The following is a 17118-nucleotide window of genomic DNA, read 5'->3' as shown; positions in this document are numbered from 1 at the left end:
GGACCCACCGGTGGCCCCGGAGGGCGGGATCCGCGGCGCGGTGCCTTGCCCGGTGCCGATTTTCGAGATCACCTTGCCGGGTTCCTGAAGGCGGGGCGTCCTGGACACGCGAGACATCCCAGGCCGGTTGCCGAGATCCTCCGGTCCGTTGCTCGGGGGGCGCCCCGCATCCCCCGAGTCACAGGAGTGCTTCGATGCGCCTGCGCGCCGCTCTCGCCACCGCCGCCCTGCTCACCCTCACCGCCGCGGTGCCCGCTGCGGCCGCCCCGTCCGGCGACCCGCTGCCGGACCGCGGACTCTTCCTCACCGTCTCGGGCAGCGAGAACACCTGGGTCCGTGGCGTCGAGCTGTTCTGCCCGCCCGCCCCGGATGCCCGGCACCCCGAGGCGGCCGCCGCCTGCGCGGCGATCGACGAGGCGGCGGGCGACCTCGACGCTCTGCCCGGCGACCCGCACCTGTGCACCAAGGAGCACGACCCGGTGACGGCCACCGCCACCGGCCAGTGGGATGGGCGGCCCGTCGCCTGGCGGAAGACGTTCCCCAACGCCTGTGAGCTGGACGCGGCCACCGGACCGGTCTTCCGCTTCTGAGTCCGGCCAGTCCTGAGTCGGACGAGCCGGCCGGTTCAGGATTCGCGCGTCGCGGCCATCCCCAGGGTGATCAGCCCGAGCACCACCCACCCGAACCAGAGCCAGCCACTGCTCCCCAGCGCCACCGTGTAGGCGGTGACCGCCACCAGGGCCGCCACGGTGATCACGCCCATGGTCTTCGTGGATCCGGACATGTCCGTACCCTCCTCCTCGGCCGCCTGGCCGTGGAGGCCATCGTCACCCCGGAGGCATGCACACCGCTACTGTCCGCGCGCCTGCAACGAGGCGAGATAGGCGTTGTACGCCTGCAGCTCCTGGTCCCCGTCCCGGTCGGCCGCACGGTCGGAACGCTTGGCGGCCCGCTGCTCGGAGCGGTACCACTGGAAGACCAGCGCGATCAGCACCAGTACCGACGGGATCTCGCTGAACGCCCAGGCGATCCCGCCCGCCCAGCCCTGGTCGCTCAGTGCGTCGATGCCCAGCGAGGCCGGCGGATGCTTGTACGTTCCCACCATCGGCGTCGTCGCCATCATCAGCGCGATGCCGAAGAACGCGTGGAACGGCATCCCAGCGAACAGCTCCAGCATCCGCATCACATAGCCGGGCCGGTGCGGCCCCGGGTCGACGCCCATGATCGGCCAGAAGAACACCAGGCCGACCGCGAGGAAGTGCACCATCATCGCGATGTGTCCGGTCTTCGAACCCATCAGGAAGTCGAAGAGCGGGGTGAAATACAGGGCGTACAGGCTGGCGATGAACATCGGAATCGTGAAGACCGGATGTGTGATGACCCTCATGTACCGGCTGTGCAGCAGCTTGAGCAGCAGCTCGCGCGGACCCGTGCGGCCACGGCCCGCGACCGGCAACGCACGCAGCGCCAGGGTCACCGGAGCGCCCAGCAGCAGCAGGATCGGCGACAGCATGCTGATCACCATGTGCTGCACCATGTGCACGCTGAACATGACCATGCCGTAGTCGTTCAGCTTCGTGCACATCACCAGGGCGATGGACAGCACGCCGACGACGAAGAACACGGTCCGGCCGACCGGCCAGCTGTCCCCGCGCCCGCGCAGCCGCAGTACGGCGTACCCGTACAGGCCGATCGCGAGAAGGCAGCCGATGAGGAAGAACGGGTCCGCGGAGAATTGGAGCCCGCGTCCCAGCGTGAACGGCGGCAGATCCATGTTCATGCCGTGCCCGCTGTGATCCATCTGTTCACTCCCGCTGGGGACGTCCCCGTTTCGTGCCGGTTGTCCCGACCAGAGTAGAACTGCCCCCGACCGCAGCTGCGGCCGGGGGCAGTTCGTCGGACAGGGTGTCGCTCAGAGCACGCACTCCGCCTCGGCGTACCGCTCGGCCGGGACCGTCTTCAGGGTCTCCACGGCCTCGCTCAGCGGCACCATCACGATGTCCGTGCCGCGCAGCGCCGTCATCATGCCGAACTCGCCGCGGTGCGCGGCCTCGACCGCGTGCCAGCCGAAACGGGTGGCGAGCACCCGGTCGTACGCGGTCGGGGTGCCACCGCGCTGCACATGGCCGAGGATCACCGGGCGGGCCTCCTTGCCGAGGCGCTGCTCCAGTTCGACGGAGAGCTGCGTCGCCATCCCGGCGAACCGCTCGTGCCCGTAGATGTCCGTGGTGCCCCGCTCGATCTCCATGGAGGAACCCTCGCGCGGCTTGGCGCCCTCGGCGACGACCACGATCGCGAACTTCTTGCCGGCCGAGAAGCGCTTGCCGACCAGTTCGGTCAGCTCGTCGATGTCGAAGGGCCGCTCGGGCACGACGATGGCATGCGCACCGGCGGCCATGCCCGAGTGCAGGGCGATCCAGCCGGTGTGGCGGCCCATGACCTCGACGATGAGCACCCGCTGGTGCGATTCGGCGGTCGTCTTCAGCCGGTCGAGGGCCTCGGTGGCGACACCGACGGCGGTGTCGAAGCCGAACGTCACATCGGTGGAGGCGATGTCGTTGTCGATCGTCTTCGGTACACCGACGATCGGCAGGCCCGCCTCGGAGAGCAGGTTGGCCGCCTTCAGCGTGCCCTCGCCGCCGATCGGGATGATCGCGTCGAGGCCGAGATCGGCGACATGGCCCCGGGCCTGTTCGACGCCACCGCGCAGATGGGCGGGCTGGACCCGGGAGGAGCCGAGGATCGTACCGCCGCGGGCGAGAATGCCGCCGACCGCGTCGAGGTCGAGCTTGCGGTAGTCGCACTCCAGGAGACCCTTCCATCCGTCGTGGAAGCCGATGACCTCGTCGCCGTGGTCGACCACCGCGCGATGCACGACAGAACGGATGACGGCATTCAGGCCGGGGCAGTCGCCGCCGGAGGTGAGTACACCAATTCGCATTGCCCGGGAAACCTTTGCAACGTGGGCCGACGACCGGACCACGTCGTCCGGTTGGATCCCCGCCACCCTACCGGCGCAGGGTGGCGGGACCGAACCGGGCGTCCGCCTGCTGGACGCCGCTCAGCTGAGCGAAATGTGCCTCATCAGGCGGGCTGGGTCGCCGACGCGATGCGCTCGGCGCGCAGCGCCTCGTACCAGCGGTCGTCCGTCGGCGGCAGGGCGTTGACATCGAGCGCCAGCTTCAGCAGCAGATCCGCGATCAGCGGGTTGCGCGCCATCACGGGCCCGTGCATGTACGTACCGAAGACGGTGTCGTTGTACGCGCCCTCGGTGCCGTCACCGGTGCCGTTGCCCCCGCCGAACTGCACCCGGGCGAACGGGCGTGCCGTCGGGCCGAGATGGGTGACGCCCTGGTGGTTCTCGAAACCGGTCAGCGGTGGCAGACCGAGGCGCGGGTCGATGTCGGCCAGTACGTCACCGACGCACCGGGCCCCCTCGCCGCGGGTGGAGACCACGTCGAGCAGCCCGAGACCGGCCTCGCGCTCACCGAGGTCGTTGATGAACTCATGGCCGAGGATCTGGTACCCGGCGCAGACCGAGAAGATGATCGCGCCGTTGGACGCGGCCCGGCTGAGCCCGCCGTCGCGGCGCAGCCGCTCCGCGGCGAGCCGCTGCGGACGGTCCTCACCGCCGCCGATCAGATAGATGTCGCCGGACGTCGGGACCGGCTGGTCGCTGCGGACATCGACGCGCTGCACGTCGAGGCCGCGCTGCCGGGCCCGGCGCTCCACGACCAGCGCGTTGCCCTGGTCGCCGTAGGTGCTGAGGAGGTCGGGGTAGACCCAGACCAGACGCAGACCGTTGCTCATGCTTCGTCCTCTCCGGAGGTGGCCGGGGCCGGGGTCAGTTGCCGACACGACGGCGCAGGTCCTGGAAGGCGGTGTAGTTGGCGATGACCTCGATACGGCCGGGCGGGGACTGCTGCACGGCCTCGTCGAGGCTCTCGCAGACCCGGAAGTCGAGACCGGCCACTTCGAGACGGACCGCGAGGTCCAGCTTGCGGTCGCCGAGCACGAAGATCGGGTGACCGGCGAGCTGGGTGTAGTCCACGTCCCACAGCCAGGAGGTGTCCGTACCGTCCGCGCCGCGGGCGTTGACGGAGAGGACCACCGGGGTGGGCGGCGGGTCGATCAGCGAGAACGTTTCGAGCCAGCCCGCCGGGTTCTTCGCCAGCAGCAGCCGCAGCTCACGGCCGAGGAAGCTGACCACGTCGTAGCGGCCCGCGACGGCCTGCACCTGGTACATCCGCTCCAGCGCCACCTGGGGCGGCACACCGAAGACGGCGGCCACGGCGGCGGAGCTGGTGGCGTTGGCCTTGTTGGCGCGGCCGGGCAGCTGGAGGTGGATGGGCCACGCCGAACCGTGCGGGTCCAGGACGTAGTCGCCGTGCAGCACCCAGCTGGGGGCCGGGCGGCGGAATCCGCACTCGCCGCAGAACCAGTCGTCGCCGGGGCGCTGCATCACACCGCCGCAGGACGGGCAGGACCAGGCGTCGTCCTTCCACGCCTGGCCGGCCGCGACCCACACCACGTTGGGGGAGGAGGACGCCGCCCAGACGATCAGCGGATCGTCGGCGTTCGCGACGATCACGGCCTTCGAGCCGGACAGCCCCTCACGCCACTTCTCCGCGAGCATCCGGGTCTCCGCGGCGCGGTCCAGCTGGTCGCGGGAGAGGTTGAGCAGCGCGATCACCTTCGGCGTCGTGTCGCGTGCGACCCCGGCGAGATACTTCTCGTCGACCTCTATGACGCCGTACTTCGCGTCCGAGCCGCCCGCCAGTGCCGAGGTGATGCCTGCCGGCATGTTCGCGCCGAGAGCGTTGGACACGACCGGGCCCGCGGCCCGCAGTGCCTCCGCGATCAGCCGGGTCGTCGTCGTCTTGCCGTTCGTCGCCGACACGAGGATCACGTCCAGGTGCTGCGCCAGCCGCCCCAGCAGGTCGGGGTCGAGCTTGAGTGCCACCCGGCCGCCGATCACCGATCCGCTGCCGCGCCCCGCAGCGCGCGACACCGCTGCCGCGGCCTTACCCGCCGTCACGGCCAGCTTCGCCCGCGGCGACAGCGGCTCCGTGTTGCCTGCCATCGTCCTAGATCCTCCTTGCATCGGTCCACGCCCAGCCTATCGATGTCCGGCGGGACGGCCGCACCGCGGCACCGCCGGGGAGGCGGAGGTCACGTGGAACGTACGATTGCCGCCATGCGAAACCGCCCGATCCCCGGCAGTTCCGGACTGATTCACGCCATGAGTCTGCTCGGTGACCCGGTGCTGCACGGCGCGTGCGAGCCTGTCACGGACTTCGGTCCCTCGCTCGCCCGCCTCGTCGAGGACATGTACGCCACCATGTACGCGGCCCAGGGCGTCGGGCTCGCGGCCAATCAGGTCGGCGTTCCGCTGCGGGTGTTCGTCTACGACTGCCCGGACGACGACGACGTCCGTCACCTCGGACATCTCGTCAACCCGGAGCTGGTCGAGGCGGACGGCATCACCGTACGCGGTCCGGAGGGCTGTCTGTCACTGCCCGGGATCGAGGCCGGTACGCCGCGCTTCGACCGTGCCGTCGTCGCGGGCGTGACCGTCACGGGCGAGCCGGTACGGGTCACCGGGACCGGCTTCTTCGCCCGTTGCCTCCAGCACGAGTGCGACCATCTCGACGGCATGGTCTACACGGACCGGCTGACCGGGCTGCGCAGGGCGAGGGCGCTGCGCGCGGCCCGCCGGGCGCCCTGGGCGAAAGGCGGCTGACCGTACGGCGCCTCAGAATCCCGGACCGCCGGGCCGGTCGCGCGCATCTGCCAGCCTGCCCCACAGCAGATCCGCCAGGCTGCGCACCAACTGTTCGCGGGAGCAGGGGCGTTCCCCGAGCCACCAGTCGCCCGCGGCATGCATCATGCCGACGATGCCGTGGCCCCAGATGCGGGCCATGGCCTCGTTGTCCGGGCCCAGGTCCACCCGCTCGGCTATCACCAGGGCCAGTTCCTCGCCGAGCCTGCGCAGCAGCGGCGCGGAGTGCCGTCCGACATCGAAACCCTGCTCGGTCGACGGCGCCGAATCGTCGGACGGGTGCATCAGGAAGCGGTAGACCTGTGGGCGGGCCTCGATCGCCGCCAGATAGGTGTCGAGCGTCGACTCCACGCGCCGACGGCGCTCGGCGGGTGCGTCCAGCGCCGCCCGCAGGGCGATCAGCAGGGCGTCGGTGTGGCGCTTGGCGAGGGCGCGGTAGAGGCCGCCCTTGTCGCCGAAATGCCGGTAGAGGATGGGCTTGGTGATTCCGGCCTCCGCCGCGATGGCGTTCATCGAGGCGCCCGGTCCGTCCCTGAGCACCACGCGGTCGGCGGCTTCGAGCAGCTCGCGGCGGCGGCTCTCGGCCGCTGTCCGCTGCCGTTCGGCCTGTCGTGTGGTCTCCATGTCGCCTCTCCCCGCCCCTGGCCATGCACATTGGGTCCTGCCTGCGCAACGTAACACCCCGCCCGGCGGCGTGCGGATGGGAACCCGGGCGGTTGACAGAGGCTACTTGTCGGTAACAGACTGCTGTTACCGTAGGTAACGAGTGGTTTTCAGGGTAGTACGTGGAGGGGAACATGTCGGAGTTCACGCTCGAACTCAACGATGACCAGAAGCAGGTCCGTGACTGGCTTCACGGCTTCGCCGCGGATGTGATCCGTCCCGCGGCTTCGGAGTGGGACGAGCGTGAGGAGACGCCCTGGCCCGTCATCCAGGAGGCGGCCAAGGTCGGCATCTACTCCCTCGACTTCTACGCCCAGCAGTTCTTCGACCCGACGGGGCTCGGGATCCCGATGGCGATGGAGGAGCTCTTCTGGGGGGACGCGGGCATCGCCCTGTCGATCGTCGGTACCGGCCTGGCGGCCGTGGGCGTCCTCGCCAACGGCACCGAGGAGCAGATCGGCACCTGGATCCCGCAGATGTACGGCGACGCCGACGACGTCAAGGTCGCGGCCTTCTGCTCCTCCGAGCCGGACGCGGGTTCCGACGTCGCCTCGATGCGCACCCGTGCGGTGTACGACCGGGCCAAGGACGAGTGGGTGCTGAACGGCACCAAGACCTGGGCGACCAACGGCGGGATCGCCAACGTCCATGTCGTCGTCGCCGTGGTCGACCCGGAGCTCGGCTCCAAGGGGCACGCCTCGTTCATCGTGCCGCCGGGCACCCCCGGCCTCTCCCAGGGCCAGAAGTTCAAGAAGCACGGCATCCGTGCCTCGCACACCGCCGAGGTCGTCCTGGAGGACGTCCGCGTCCCCGGCCACTGCCTGCTCGGCGGCAAGGAGAAGCTCGACCAGCGCCTGGCCCGGGCCCGCGAGCGCGCCGCGTCCGGTGGCGAGCGGGTGAAGAACGCGGCGATGGCGACCTTCGAGGCCTCCCGCCCCGCGGTCGGCGCCATGGCGGTCGGCACCGCCCGTGCGGCGTACGAGGTCGCACTGGACTACGCGAAGACCCGCACCCAGTTCGGCCGGCCGATCATCGACAACCAGGGCGTCGCCTTCCAGCTCGCCGACATGCGTACGCAGATCGACGCGGCCCGGCTGCTGGTCTGGCGCGCCTCCTGGATGGCGACCACCGGCAAGCCGTTCACCTCGGCCGAGGGCTCCATGTCCAAGCTGTACGCGAGCGAGACGGCGAAGAAGGTCACCGCGCAGGCCGTCCAGATCCTCGGCGGCAACGGCTTCACCCGCGAGTACCCGGTGGAGCGGATGCACCGGGACGCGGCGATCTACACGATCTTCGAGGGCACGAGCGAGATCCAGCGCCTGGTGATCGCCCGCACCCTCTCGGGCATGCCGATCCGCTGACGCGGGGCGGGGTGGGGCGGTGGTGCGCGCGGTTCCTGCTTGTGCCGCCCGCACCCCGCGGTCCTCGATGGCCGGACGGGCCGGAATCCCGGCCGTCCGGCCATCGCCGGAAAGGGCGGACGTCCAGCGCCGAGAGCGGAACCGGTCAGGCGGGCAGCTGGGACTCGATGGCGGCGATGAGCTCCGGGTCCTCCGGCTCCGTGCGCGGGCGCAGACGTGCGACCGGCTCGCCCGACGGGGAGATGAGGAACTTCTCGAAGTTCCACTGGACGTCACCGGCCTCGCCGTCCTCGTCCGCGAGGGCGGTCAGCTCGGCGTAGAGCGGGTGGCGTTCCTCGCCGTTCACGTCGGTCTTCTCCAGCAGCGGGAAGCTGACGCCGTACGTCGTCGAGCAGAAGGTCCGAATCTCCTCCGCGCTTCCGGGCTCCTGGCCGGCGAACTGGTTGCACGGCACGCCGAGCACGGTGAAACCGCGGTCCCCGTACGCGTTCTGGAGCCGTTCCAGGCCCGCGTACTGCGGGGTGAGCCCGCACTTCGACGCGACGTTCACCAGGAGGACCGCCCGGCCGCGGTAGTCGGCCAGGGAGGTGGGCTCGCCGGTGAGCGTGCGCAGGGGGATGTCGTACAGCGTCATGAGGTTCTCCTTGTGAGGGTGGCTTCCACAGCCATTGTCGTGCCCACCGGTTGATCACCACGAACCCGAACCCCCCAGCGCCCGGATGTTCGGATTCGGCGGCCGGTCCGCGGGTTCCCCATGTGCGGGGCAACGGCCCGTCGATGATCCGCCGTCCGCGTTCTCCACCAGGAGGGTAGCCAACTCATCGGCTTAGGTGACCAGTTCGGGTCGGGAAACCGGAACACCCCCGGTCATGAGGCAGGTCCTCCCAGGGGTCTCACGGCTTTCGCGGCCGTCGGCGGGTTCACATAGTGCACGGTCTTCACGGCAGGACGATCAACAGCGCGTAGCGGACCTGATCCGGCCCCGGGCAGTGGAAGCGCGAAGGGCCCGGAGGTGCGGCCGGGACACGGTTGTTCTGCTGACAGGACATTGTCGTGCCACGCTGGTTCGGGAGGTCCCGGCGAGCCCACGCGGTGCCACCGGGGCTGCTCTGCTACCCGAGGAGGCCGATATGGCCAGTGCCAGCAGCGGGCCGAGTGTGGCGCGTGACGCCACCCCGCGTACGCCTTTTCCCATCCGGTACGGCTGGACCGCCTTCGCCGCGGTTCTGATGATCTTCGGCGGGGCGATGGCGATCTTCGAAGGGATCGCGGCCATCACCAAGAACAACCTGTTCATCGCCACGCACAACTACGTGTACCGGTTCAGCCTCGCGGGATGGGGCTGGATCCACCTCATCCTGGGCGCCGTCATCCTCCTCACGGGCTGTGCGCTGCTCACCGGTGCGACCTGGGCACGCGTCGTGGGCATCGTGCTGGCGGGCCTGGGCGCACTCGCCAACTTCCTTTGGCTGCCCTTCTACCCGTTCTGGTCCATCGTGCTCATCGCGATCAACGTCTTCATCCTCTGGGCACTGTGCGCGGAACCGCAGCAGGAGAAGATCGCCTGACGCATCTCTCCGCCTTCCCCGCAGGAACGCGGGCCTGCCCCACCGACCGTCCGCGCGCGACCACCATCCGCGGCGGCGGGGACAGGAGTGGTACGGCTCGCACCACTCGGCCGGGCGAGTGACTCGCCATCAGTCCAATGGCCCAACGAGGGACCACGCCCTCCGGGCCCGTGGCCGAGATGCGTTCCGGTCCGCCCGCTGGTGCAATGACGGAGGCCGTGGCCTCCGGCGGAACCGGGGCAGTCGAGATGTCTGAGGAGCTGACGTGACCGGCGAGAGCGACGAGACGGGACCGATCGACTATCTGGTGGTCGAGTTCCCGGCGGGAAACCGGGTGACGGGTGAAGGACTGCCCCTGCTGGTCGACCTGGTCGACCGGGGCATCATCCGGATCCTGGATCTGACGTTCGTCAGGAAGAACCCGGACGGTTCGGTCGAGGGCGTGGAACTCTCCGAGCTGACCGGGGACGGCGGCGACGAACTCATCGTGTTCGAAGGGGTGTCCTCGGGACTGATCGGCCGTGACGACATCGACGAGGCGAGCACGGTCCTCGAACCCGGCAGCGCTGCCGGAATCCTCATCTACGAGAACGTGTGGGCGGCACCGTTCGCGGCCGCCCTGCGCCGTTCCGGCGGACGCCTCGTCGCCAACGGGCGGATCCCCATCCAGGAAGTCCTGGCCTCGCTCGACGCGGCCGAGTCCAGGGCCTGACCCGTTCGGGGCCCGAACCGTTCGCGGAACCGCCGGGCCGGCCGTCCCGGCGGAGCTCCGCCGGGCCCGCCGACCCCGCAGAGTCAGTCAAAGGAGATGCACCATGCCAGGCCTTCTTCGTGGCGTCGCCCGTACAGCGGTGATCGCCGGAACCGCCACCTCGGTGTCCAACCGGGTCTCCCGGCGGCAGGCGGGCCGCTGGGCTCGGCAGGACGCCTCCCGGGCCCAGGCCGCCCCGCCGCCGCCCGCTCCCACGTCCCTCGCGCCGGAGGAAGAGATGAGCAACAAGATCGGCCAGCTCAAGGAGCTCGGTGACCTCAAGAACCGAGGAGTGCTGAACGACACCGAATTCGAGGCGCAGAAGGCCAGAATCCTCGCCTCCTGACCGGTCGGGGGCGCGTTCGGGGCCCGCTCCGCAGCCATCTCCGGACGGGCGCCCGGCTCACCGGCGCTTGTCGTCCCAAGGAGTGCCCATCCAGCTGTCGAAGGTGCGGATCAGCGCCGACAGCGCGGCGGCGAGCCGCCAGTCGACCCACGCGGCGTGGACATGGACCTCGTCGTCGTCCGACCGGAACTCCAACGGGACCTCCTGGCCGGCCCGCCAGATGATGCGCCGGGGCCCGCGCGCCGCATCGCCGCTGCCGCTCAGGAGGCTGCCGACACCGATGGCCACCTGGATGGGCAGCAGCAGCCACCACACGTACCACCAGAAGATCCGGCCCTTGAGGCCGACCGCCTCCGGGCAACCGGTCTGGGCGACCGTCCAGCGGGTTCGCAGCCCCTTCCCGGAAAGGGCCTTCTCACGGACGAGCGTGCCGATGAGCTCGCCCTGCGCGCCCCACACCTGGTACGTGGCGACGCCGTCGGCCGCCGAGGCGGTGGACAGGGTGGCCAGCCGGGCCCGGCGGTCGGGGTCGGCCCACAGGACGAAGGAACGCGCACCCGTCTTGCGGGCCTCCAGATACGCCGGTATCCCGCCGGGCGGGAGTTCGCGCTCCACATGGGCGACCACCCGGGAATCGCCGCCGGGGGCGTCGGTGAACTCGACGACATGGCCGATGGGCGCGACCGCTTCCCGGGCGGCGTCCTGTTCCGCCTTCTTTTCCGCCTGCCTGTCCTTCGTCGGCCGGGGGACCGGCTTCAATGTCAGCACGCTGCTCACCCGCGAACTCCTCCGTCGTGCGCTACTGGGAAGTCGCAGAGTAGACGGGTGCCTGAGAAGATCGATTCGTGGACTGCGCCGACCCCCTCCCCGAACCCCGGCCCGGACCCTTCCCCGAGTCCGGAGCCGAGCCCCTCCCCGAGGACGGTCCGGCCGGCCCGTCCGCCCGCCGACCGGTGGTGCGCTGCCGCATGTGCGGTCGCCCGCTCACCGGTACGGAGTCACGCCGTACCGGTCTCGGCCCCGCCTGCGACGCCAAACTGCACCCGGCACCCCCGGAGATCCGCACCCGTCGCCACGAGGTCGAACAGGACCCGCTCCCCGGCATCTGAACCGTCACCCGGCTACGCGCCGAGGCTGCGGAAGAGTCCCTCCTGCACCACGGACACCAGCAGATTGCCCCCGCGGTCGTAGATCCGGCCGCGCGCCAGCCCCCGGCCGCCGGTGGCGATCGGCGACTCCTGGTCGTAGAGGAACCACTCGTCCGCCCGGAACGGCCGGTGGAACCACATCGCGTGGTCCAGCGACGCAAGGTCGAATCCACGCGGGCCCCACAGCGGCTCCACCGGGATGCGGACCGCGTCGAGCAGCGTCATGTCGCTGGCGTACGTCAGCGCGCAGGTGTGCACCAGCGGGTCGTCGCCCAGCGGGCCGACCGCGCGCATCCAGACCGCGCTGCGCGGGTCCGCGCCCTCGACCTCCTCCCGCGTCCACCGCAGCCGGTCGACGTACCGGATGTCGAACGGCTGCCGACGCGCCATCCGCTCCAGCGCCTCCGGCAGCGCACCGAGGTGCTCACGCACCTCCTCGGCGACGGTCGGCAGCTCCTCGGGGCCGGGGACCTCGCGGGCGGGCGGCAGCTGGTGCTGGAACCCCGGCTCCTCCGGCCGGTGGAACGACGCCGTCAGATCGAAGATCGTCCGGCCCTGCTGGACCGCCGTGACCCGGCGGGTGGTGAACGACCGGCCGTCCCGGACGCGCTCCACCTCGTAGACGATCGGCACACCCGGACGCCCCGGACGCAGGAAGTAGGCGTGCAGCGAATGGACCGGCCGGTCCCCGTCGGTGGTACGGCCGGCCGCGACCAGCGCCTGCCCGGCCACCTGCCCGCCGAAGACCCGCTGCAGGGACTCCCGGGGGCTGCGCCCACGGAAGATGTTGACCTCGATCCGCTCCAGGTCGAGCAGATCGACCAGGCGCTCGGCGGGGTTCGTCATGCGGTTCGTCTCCATTCCCCGAGCGGCGCCGCCCCCACGGCGTACGCCCTCACAGCTGCCCCACCGAGGTGACCCGGACGACGGCCCGGCCCTCCTCGTCGGAAGCGGCCAGGTCGATCTCCGCGCTGATGCCCCAGTCGTGGTCGCCGTTCGGGTCGGCGAAGGTCTGCCGCACCCGCCACAGACCGTGCGCGGCGTCCTCGTCGATCTTCAGCAGCTTCGGCCCGCGGGCGTCCGGACCGGTGCCCAGGTCGTCGTACTCGTCCCAGTAGGCGTCCATCGCCTCGCCCCACGCGTCCTCGTCCCAGCCCGCGTCGCCGTCCAGGTCACCGAGTTCGCCCACCTTGTCCAGCGCGGCCAGCTCGACCCGGCGGAACATCGCGTTGCGCACCAGTACCCGGAAGGCGCGGGCATTGGCCGTGACCGGCTTCACCTCGTCGGCCCGCTCCTGTGCCTCCTCGGCGGTCTCCACCTCCGGGTTGGCCAGCTGCTCCCACTCGTCGAGCAGGCTGGAGTCCACCTGGCGGACCATCTCGCCGAGCCAGGCGATCAGGTCCTCCAGGTCCTCGGACTTGATGTCGTCCGGGATGGTGTGCTCGAGCGCCTTGTACGCGCTCGCCAGATACCGCAGCACGATGCCCTCGGTGCGCGCCAGTTCGTAGTTGGAGGTGAACTCCGTGAACGTCATGGCGCGTTCGTACATGTCGCGGATCACCGACTTCGGCGACACCGGATGGTCACCGACCCACGGGTGGCTCCTGCGGTACACGTCGTACGCGTGCCACAGCAGCTCGCTCAGCGGCTTCGGGTACGTGACGTCCTGGAGCAGCTCCATCCGCTCCTCGTACTCGACACCGTCCGCCTTCATCTGACCGACCGCTTCGCCGCGCGCCTTGTTCTGCTGGGCGGCGAGGATCTGCCGGGGGTCGTCGAGCGTCGACTCGACGACGGAGACCATGTCCAGCGCGTACGACGGGGAGTCGGGGTCCAGCAGGTCGAACGCGGCCAACGCGAAGGTGGACAGCGGTTGGTTGAGCGCGAAGTCCTGCTGGAGATCGACGGTGAGCCGGACGATACGGCCCTCCGCGTCCGGGGCGTCGAGCCGCTCCACGACGCCGCCGTCCAGCAGCGAGCGGTAGATCGCGATGGCCCGGCGGATGTGACGCAGCTGCGCCCTGCGCGGCTCGTGGTTGTCCTCCAGCAGACGCCGCATCGCCTCGAAGGCGTTCCCGGGACGCGCGATCACGGACAGCAGCATCGTGTGCGTGACCCGGAAGCGTGAGGTCAGCGGCTCCGGATCGGACTGGATCAGCTTGTCGAAGGTGGTCTCCGACCAGGCGACGAAGCCCTCGGGGGCCTTCTTCCGCACCACCTTGCGCTTCTTCTTCGGGTCGTCGCCCGCCTTCCTGACGGCCTTCTCGTTCTCGATGACGTGCTCGGGCGCCTGCGCCACGACGAAGCCCGCCGTGTCGAACCCGGCCCGGCCCGCGCGGCCCGCAATCTGGTGGAACTCACGGGCGCGCAGCGTACGCACGCGCGTGCCGTCGTATTTGGTGAGCGCCGTGAACAGCACGGTGCGGATGGGCACGTTGACACCGACGCCGAGGGTGTCCGTACCGCAGATCACCTTCAGCAGACCGGCCTGGGCGAGCTTCTCCACCAGGCGCCGGTATTTCGGCAGCATGCCCGCGTGGTGCACCCCGATGCCGTGCCGCACGTAGCGGGAGAGGTTCTGGCCGAACTTGGTGGTGAAGCGGAAGTTGCCGATCAGATCGGCGATCTTCTCCTTCTCCTCCTTGGTGCACATGTTGATGCTCATCAGCGACTGCGCCCGCTCGACGGCCGCGGCCTGGGTGAAGTGCACGATGTACACCGGCGACTGCCTGGTTTCCAGGAGCTCGGTGAGGGTCTCGGTGATCGGGGTCAGCCGGTACTCGTAGCTGAGTGGCACCGGCCGGGTCGCGGAGCGCACCACGGAAGTGGGGCGGCCGGTGCGGCGGGTCAGGTCCTCCTCGAACATCCTGACGTCGCCGAGCGTGGCCGACATCAGGACGAACTGGGCCTGCGGCAGCTCCAGGAGCGGGATCTGCCAGGCCCAGCCGCGGTCCTGTTCGGCGTAGAAATGGAACTCGTCCATCACGACCTGGCCGATGTCGGCGTACTTCCCGTCGCGCAGCGCGATCGAGGCCAGCACCTCGGCCGTGCAGCAGATCACCGGGGCGTCGGCGTTGACCGAGGCATCGCCGGTGAGCATGCCGACGTTCTCCGTACCGAACAGCTTGCACAGGTCGAAGAACTTCTCCGAGACCAGTGCCTTGATCGGCGCGGTGTAGAAGGTGACCTTGTCCTGGGCCAGCGCGGTGAAGTGCGCGGCCGCCGCGACCAGGCTCTTTCCGGAGCCGGTGGGGGTGGAAAGGATCACGTTCGCGCCGGAGACCACCTCGATCAGCGCCTCCTCCTGAGCGGGGTAGAGGGTGATGCCCTGCGTCTCGGTCCATGACGAGAAAGCCTCGAAGAGGACGTCGGGGTCGTCGGTCGGGGGCAGCTGATCGATAAGGGTCACGCCCCCATCTTGCCTGCCTTCCGCCCGGATGAGGGAACCGGACGACCGTATGAAGATCACGGACGATACGCTTCCCACTCAACTCGGCCGTGCCCGGGCGGCAATGGCAGCAGGACGATTTTGGGGGCGGGAAGAATCATGATGGGACCGGCACACTCTCTGTCAGGGGCAGCGGCCTGGCTGGGGGTGGGCGCGGCGGCGGCCGCCGCCGGCCACGCGATGCCGTGGCCCGTCCTGGTCGTCGGCGCCCTGATCACCGCCGGAGCCGCGCTCGCCCCCGACCTCGACCACAAGTCCGCGACCATCTCGCGGGCCTTCGGGCCGGTCTCCCGGGGACTGTGCGAGATCGTCGACAAGCTCTCGCACGCCGTCTACAAGGCGACCCGGGGCTCCGGCGACCCGCGCAGGAACGGCGGTCACCGGACCCTGACGCACACCTGGCTGTGGGCGGTCCTGATCGGCGGCGGGGCCTCCGCCGCGGCGATCATCGGCGGCCGGTGGGCGGTCCTGGCGATCCTCTTCGTCCACCTGGTGCTCGCCGTCGAAGGACTGCTGTGGCGGGCCGCCCGGATGTCCAGTGACGTCCTGGTGTGGCTGCTCGGCGCGACCAGCGCCTGGATACTGGCCGGAGTCCTGGACAAACCGGGAAACGGCTCGGACTGGCTGTTCAGCGCCCCCGGCCAGGAGTACCTGTGGCTCGGGCTGCCGATCGTGCTCGGCGCCCTCGTCCACGACATCGGTGATGCGCTGACCGTCTCCGGCTGCCCGATCCTGTGGCCCATCCCGCTGGGCCGCAAGCGCTGGTACCCGATAGGGCCGCCGAAGGGCATGCGGTTCCGGGCGGGCAGCTGGGTGGAGCTGAAGGTGCTGATGCCGGCCTTCATGGTGCTCGGGGGACTGAGCGGGGCGGCGGCGCTGAACTTCATCTGACCACCGCGTTCGGCGCCGGTGGCCTCAGGCGGACTCGCGCGGCACCAGGCGGTGGGCCAGCACGATCTCCCTGGCCGTCCCGGTGCCGTCTCCGTCGAGCCGGTCGACCAGCAGCTGTGCGGCCGAACGCCCGATCTCCCGGGCCGGGTTGAGCACGGTGGTGAGCGCGGGGGAGACCAGTGAGGCCGCCTCGATGTCGTCGTACCCGGTGATCGCCACGTCGTGCGGCACCCGCAGTCCGGCGGCCCGTGCGGTGTCCAGTGCGCCGATCGCGATCAGGTCGTTGGCGCACACCACGGCGTCCGGGCGCTGCGCCGCGTCCAGCACGGCCGCGGCCCCGGCCCGTCCGCCCTCGCGGGTGAACCCGGTCCAGACGACCAGCTCGTTCGGGACCGGCAGCCCCGCCGACTCCAGTGCCTTGCGGTAGCCCGCGAACCGCTCCTCGCCCGGCTCCACCCCCGGTGTGCCGCCGATGAACGCGATACGGCGGTAGCCGCGGCCCACCAGATGGCTGACCAGGTCGTGCATCCCCTCGGTCTCGGCGGCCCTGACCACATCGCCGAGCGCCGTCTCCAGCCGTCCGCCGAGCCGTACCAGCTTCGACCCCGATGCCACGACCTTCTCCAGATCGCGCCGGGTGACGCCGTACCGGCCGATCACGAGGCCGTCGATCCGGCGCGCCACCAGCTGCCGGATCACCGCGGGCAGGTGCGGGCCGTCCATGGGGGCCTCGCAGACGACCGTCAGGTACTCATGGGGCAGAGCGATCTCCTGCATGCCCGCGGCGATCGAGGTGTTGAACGGGTTGGTGATGTCCGGGACGACCAGGCCGAGGGTGCGGGTGCGCTGGGTGCGCAGGCCGCGTGCCGACGGGTCGGCCTGGTAGCCGAGGCGCTGTACGACGTCCTCGACCCGGGCGCGGACGTCCGGAGAGGTGTATGAGGAGCTCTGATCGGGGCCGGCCCGACCCTGCTCGCCTTCCCGTGGCAGTCCTGCCCGTGGCCGCTGCTCGTCGGAACCGAACCGGACGGACAACTCGGCCCGATCGCGTGCGGCACCCTGCCAGGGGCAGACGGTCGCCGACCACGGCCAGGTGTTCGCCGCCTCCGTCGTCCTGACCGTCATCCCGCTCGTCGTCCTTCTGCGACAGCGGTATTTCA

19 protein-coding genes are annotated in these 17118 nt (G+C 70.4%); 8 read left to right on the top strand and 11 right to left on the bottom strand.

Annotated features, from left to right (window positions below):
- The first annotated feature begins 194 nt into the window (after positions 1-194).
- Complete coding sequence (locus ACF08M_RS12350) at positions 195-590, top strand: SSI family serine proteinase inhibitor (protein ID WP_392185174.1); 396 nt, start codon at positions 195-197, stop codon at positions 588-590.
- A 35-nt stretch (positions 591-625) separates the two neighbouring features.
- Here the strand turns inward: ACF08M_RS12350 and ACF08M_RS12345 are convergent, their stop codons facing one another.
- The 5 genes from ACF08M_RS12345 to ACF08M_RS12325 all read right to left on the bottom strand — a co-directional run bounded on the left by ACF08M_RS12345 (position 626) and on the right by ACF08M_RS12325 (position 5083).
- On the bottom strand, positions 626-784 hold the full coding sequence (locus tag ACF08M_RS12345; protein WP_389799927.1) for a hypothetical protein: 159 nt from the start codon (positions 782-784) through the stop codon (positions 626-628).
- A 66-nt stretch (positions 785-850) separates the two neighbouring features.
- Entirely contained in the window at positions 851-1801 is a 951-nt protein-coding gene (locus ACF08M_RS12340) for a cytochrome c oxidase assembly protein (RefSeq protein WP_392185173.1), read from the bottom strand.
- 111 nt (positions 1802-1912) lie between these two features.
- Complete coding sequence (locus ACF08M_RS12335; protein WP_392185172.1) at positions 1913-2941, bottom strand: 6-phosphofructokinase; 1029 nt, start codon at positions 2939-2941, stop codon at positions 1913-1915.
- Positions 2942-3084: 143 nt separating this feature from the next.
- Positions 3085-3810 carry a type 1 glutamine amidotransferase gene (locus ACF08M_RS12330; RefSeq protein WP_392185171.1) on the bottom strand — a complete coding sequence of 242 codons (726 nt, stop codon included), beginning with the start codon at positions 3808-3810 and terminating at the stop codon, positions 3085-3087.
- A gap of 34 nt (positions 3811-3844) precedes the next feature.
- On the bottom strand, positions 3845-5083 hold the full coding sequence (locus ACF08M_RS12325) for a MurT ligase domain-containing protein (RefSeq protein ID WP_392185170.1): 1239 nt from the start codon (positions 5081-5083) through the stop codon (positions 3845-3847).
- Between the two features lie 114 nt (positions 5084-5197).
- On the opposite strand from ACF08M_RS12325, the gene def reads away from it, so the two are divergent.
- A complete protein-coding gene (def, locus tag ACF08M_RS12320) occupies positions 5198-5743 on the top strand; it encodes a peptide deformylase (protein WP_392185169.1) in 546 nt (181 codons plus the stop codon).
- Positions 5744-5755: 12 nt separating this feature from the next.
- Here def and ACF08M_RS12315 read toward each other — a convergent pair whose 3' ends face one another.
- Complete coding sequence (locus tag ACF08M_RS12315) at positions 5756-6406, bottom strand: TetR family transcriptional regulator (RefSeq protein ID WP_392185168.1); 651 nt, start codon at positions 6404-6406, stop codon at positions 5756-5758.
- 173 nt (positions 6407-6579) lie between these two features.
- Between ACF08M_RS12315 and ACF08M_RS12310 the strand changes: the two genes are divergently transcribed.
- Positions 6580-7806 carry an acyl-CoA dehydrogenase family protein gene (locus tag ACF08M_RS12310; RefSeq protein ID WP_392185167.1) on the top strand — a complete coding sequence of 409 codons (1227 nt, stop codon included), beginning with the start codon at positions 6580-6582 and terminating at the stop codon, positions 7804-7806.
- A 145-nt stretch (positions 7807-7951) separates the two neighbouring features.
- On the opposite strand, the gene ACF08M_RS12305 is transcribed toward ACF08M_RS12310, so the two are convergent.
- Positions 7952-8440: a glutathione peroxidase gene (locus tag ACF08M_RS12305; protein WP_392185166.1), complete on the bottom strand. Its 489-nt coding sequence runs from the start codon at positions 8438-8440 to the stop codon at positions 7952-7954.
- Between the two features lie 496 nt (positions 8441-8936).
- On the opposite strand from ACF08M_RS12305, the gene ACF08M_RS12300 reads away from it, so the two are divergent.
- The 3 genes from ACF08M_RS12300 to ACF08M_RS12290 all read left to right on the top strand — a co-directional run bounded on the left by ACF08M_RS12300 (position 8937) and on the right by ACF08M_RS12290 (position 10471).
- Positions 8937-9374, top strand: a complete 438-nt coding sequence (locus ACF08M_RS12300; protein WP_392185165.1) for a hypothetical protein — start codon at positions 8937-8939, stop codon at positions 9372-9374.
- A 265-nt stretch (positions 9375-9639) separates the two neighbouring features.
- Entirely contained in the window at positions 9640-10086 is a 447-nt protein-coding gene (locus ACF08M_RS12295; RefSeq protein WP_392185164.1) for a DUF6325 family protein, read from the top strand.
- 103 nt (positions 10087-10189) lie between these two features.
- A complete protein-coding gene (locus tag ACF08M_RS12290) occupies positions 10190-10471 on the top strand; it encodes an SHOCT domain-containing protein (protein ID WP_392185163.1) in 282 nt (93 codons plus the stop codon).
- A gap of 57 nt (positions 10472-10528) precedes the next feature.
- Here ACF08M_RS12290 and ACF08M_RS12285 read toward each other — a convergent pair whose 3' ends face one another.
- The gene (locus ACF08M_RS12285) at positions 10529-11248 is read right to left on the bottom strand and encodes a hypothetical protein (protein ID WP_392185162.1); all 720 of its coding nucleotides are present in this window, start codon (positions 11246-11248) and stop codon (positions 10529-10531) included.
- Positions 11249-11316: 68 nt separating this feature from the next.
- Here ACF08M_RS12285 and ACF08M_RS12280 point away from each other — a divergent pair, with 68 nt between their 5' ends.
- Positions 11317-11580 carry a DUF6011 domain-containing protein gene (locus tag ACF08M_RS12280; RefSeq protein WP_392185161.1) on the top strand — a complete coding sequence of 88 codons (264 nt, stop codon included), beginning with the start codon at positions 11317-11319 and terminating at the stop codon, positions 11578-11580.
- A 12-nt stretch (positions 11581-11592) separates the two neighbouring features.
- Here ACF08M_RS12280 and ACF08M_RS12275 read toward each other — a convergent pair whose 3' ends face one another.
- Together ACF08M_RS12275 and ACF08M_RS12270 are read right to left on the bottom strand one after the other, a co-directional pair.
- Positions 11593-12465: an acyl-CoA thioesterase gene (locus ACF08M_RS12275; RefSeq protein ID WP_392185160.1), complete on the bottom strand. Its 873-nt coding sequence runs from the start codon at positions 12463-12465 to the stop codon at positions 11593-11595.
- A 49-nt stretch (positions 12466-12514) separates the two neighbouring features.
- Positions 12515-15028 carry a DUF3516 domain-containing protein gene (locus ACF08M_RS12270; protein WP_392185159.1) on the bottom strand — a complete coding sequence of 838 codons (2514 nt, stop codon included), beginning with the start codon at positions 15026-15028 and terminating at the stop codon, positions 12515-12517.
- Between the two features lie 138 nt (positions 15029-15166).
- Between ACF08M_RS12270 and ACF08M_RS12265 the strand changes: the two genes are divergently transcribed.
- On the top strand, positions 15167-15958 hold the full coding sequence (locus tag ACF08M_RS12265) for a metal-dependent hydrolase (RefSeq protein ID WP_392185158.1): 792 nt from the start codon (positions 15167-15169) through the stop codon (positions 15956-15958).
- Positions 15959-15982: 24 nt separating this feature from the next.
- On the opposite strand, the gene ACF08M_RS12260 is transcribed toward ACF08M_RS12265, so the two are convergent.
- A complete protein-coding gene (locus tag ACF08M_RS12260; RefSeq protein WP_392185157.1) occupies positions 15983-17083 on the bottom strand; it encodes a LacI family DNA-binding transcriptional regulator in 1101 nt (366 codons plus the stop codon).
- Positions 17084-17118 lie beyond the last annotated feature (35 nt).

Origin of the sequence: Streptomyces sp. NPDC015032, assembly GCF_043080425.1 — a bacterium.
In the GTDB taxonomy this organism is placed as follows: domain Bacteria; phylum Actinomycetota; class Actinomycetes; order Streptomycetales; family Streptomycetaceae; genus Streptomyces.
Note: the sequence above shows the minus strand (reverse complement) of the source record. Positions and strands in the feature narration are given on the sequence as shown.

Excerpts from the sequence above, each read along its gene's own strand:
- ACF08M_RS12310 (WP_392185167.1), top strand. The coding sequence starts at position 6,580 with ATGTCGGAGTTCACGCTCGAACTCAACGATGACCAGAAGCAGGTCCGT.
- ACF08M_RS12345 (WP_389799927.1), bottom strand. The coding sequence starts at position 784 with ATGTCCGGATCCACGAAGACCATGGGCGTGATCACCGTGGCGGCCCTG.
- ACF08M_RS12260 (WP_392185157.1), bottom strand. The coding sequence starts at position 17,083 with ATGACGGTCAGGACGACGGAGGCGGCGAACACCTGGCCGTGGTCGGCG.
- ACF08M_RS12305 (WP_392185166.1), bottom strand. The coding sequence starts at position 8,440 with ATGACGCTGTACGACATCCCCCTGCGCACGCTCACCGGCGAGCCCACC.
- ACF08M_RS12275 (WP_392185160.1), bottom strand. The coding sequence starts at position 12,465 with ATGACGAACCCCGCCGAGCGCCTGGTCGATCTGCTCGACCTGGAGCGG.
- ACF08M_RS12335 (WP_392185172.1), bottom strand. The coding sequence starts at position 2,941 with ATGCGAATTGGTGTACTCACCTCCGGCGGCGACTGCCCCGGCCTGAAT.
- ACF08M_RS12340 (WP_392185173.1), bottom strand. The coding sequence starts at position 1,801 with ATGGATCACAGCGGGCACGGCATGAACATGGATCTGCCGCCGTTCACG.
- ACF08M_RS12325 (WP_392185170.1), bottom strand. The coding sequence starts at position 5,083 with ATGGCAGGCAACACGGAGCCGCTGTCGCCGCGGGCGAAGCTGGCCGTG.
- ACF08M_RS12350 (WP_392185174.1), top strand. The coding sequence starts at position 195 with ATGCGCCTGCGCGCCGCTCTCGCCACCGCCGCCCTGCTCACCCTCACC.
- ACF08M_RS12315 (WP_392185168.1), bottom strand. The coding sequence starts at position 6,406 with ATGGAGACCACACGACAGGCCGAACGGCAGCGGACAGCGGCCGAGAGC.
- ACF08M_RS12290 (WP_392185163.1), top strand. The coding sequence starts at position 10,190 with ATGCCAGGCCTTCTTCGTGGCGTCGCCCGTACAGCGGTGATCGCCGGA.
- ACF08M_RS12265 (WP_392185158.1), top strand. The coding sequence starts at position 15,167 with ATGATGGGACCGGCACACTCTCTGTCAGGGGCAGCGGCCTGGCTGGGG.
- ACF08M_RS12330 (WP_392185171.1), bottom strand. The coding sequence starts at position 3,810 with ATGAGCAACGGTCTGCGTCTGGTCTGGGTCTACCCCGACCTCCTCAGC.
- ACF08M_RS12300 (WP_392185165.1), top strand. The coding sequence starts at position 8,937 with ATGGCCAGTGCCAGCAGCGGGCCGAGTGTGGCGCGTGACGCCACCCCG.
- def (WP_392185169.1), top strand. The coding sequence starts at position 5,198 with ATGCGAAACCGCCCGATCCCCGGCAGTTCCGGACTGATTCACGCCATG.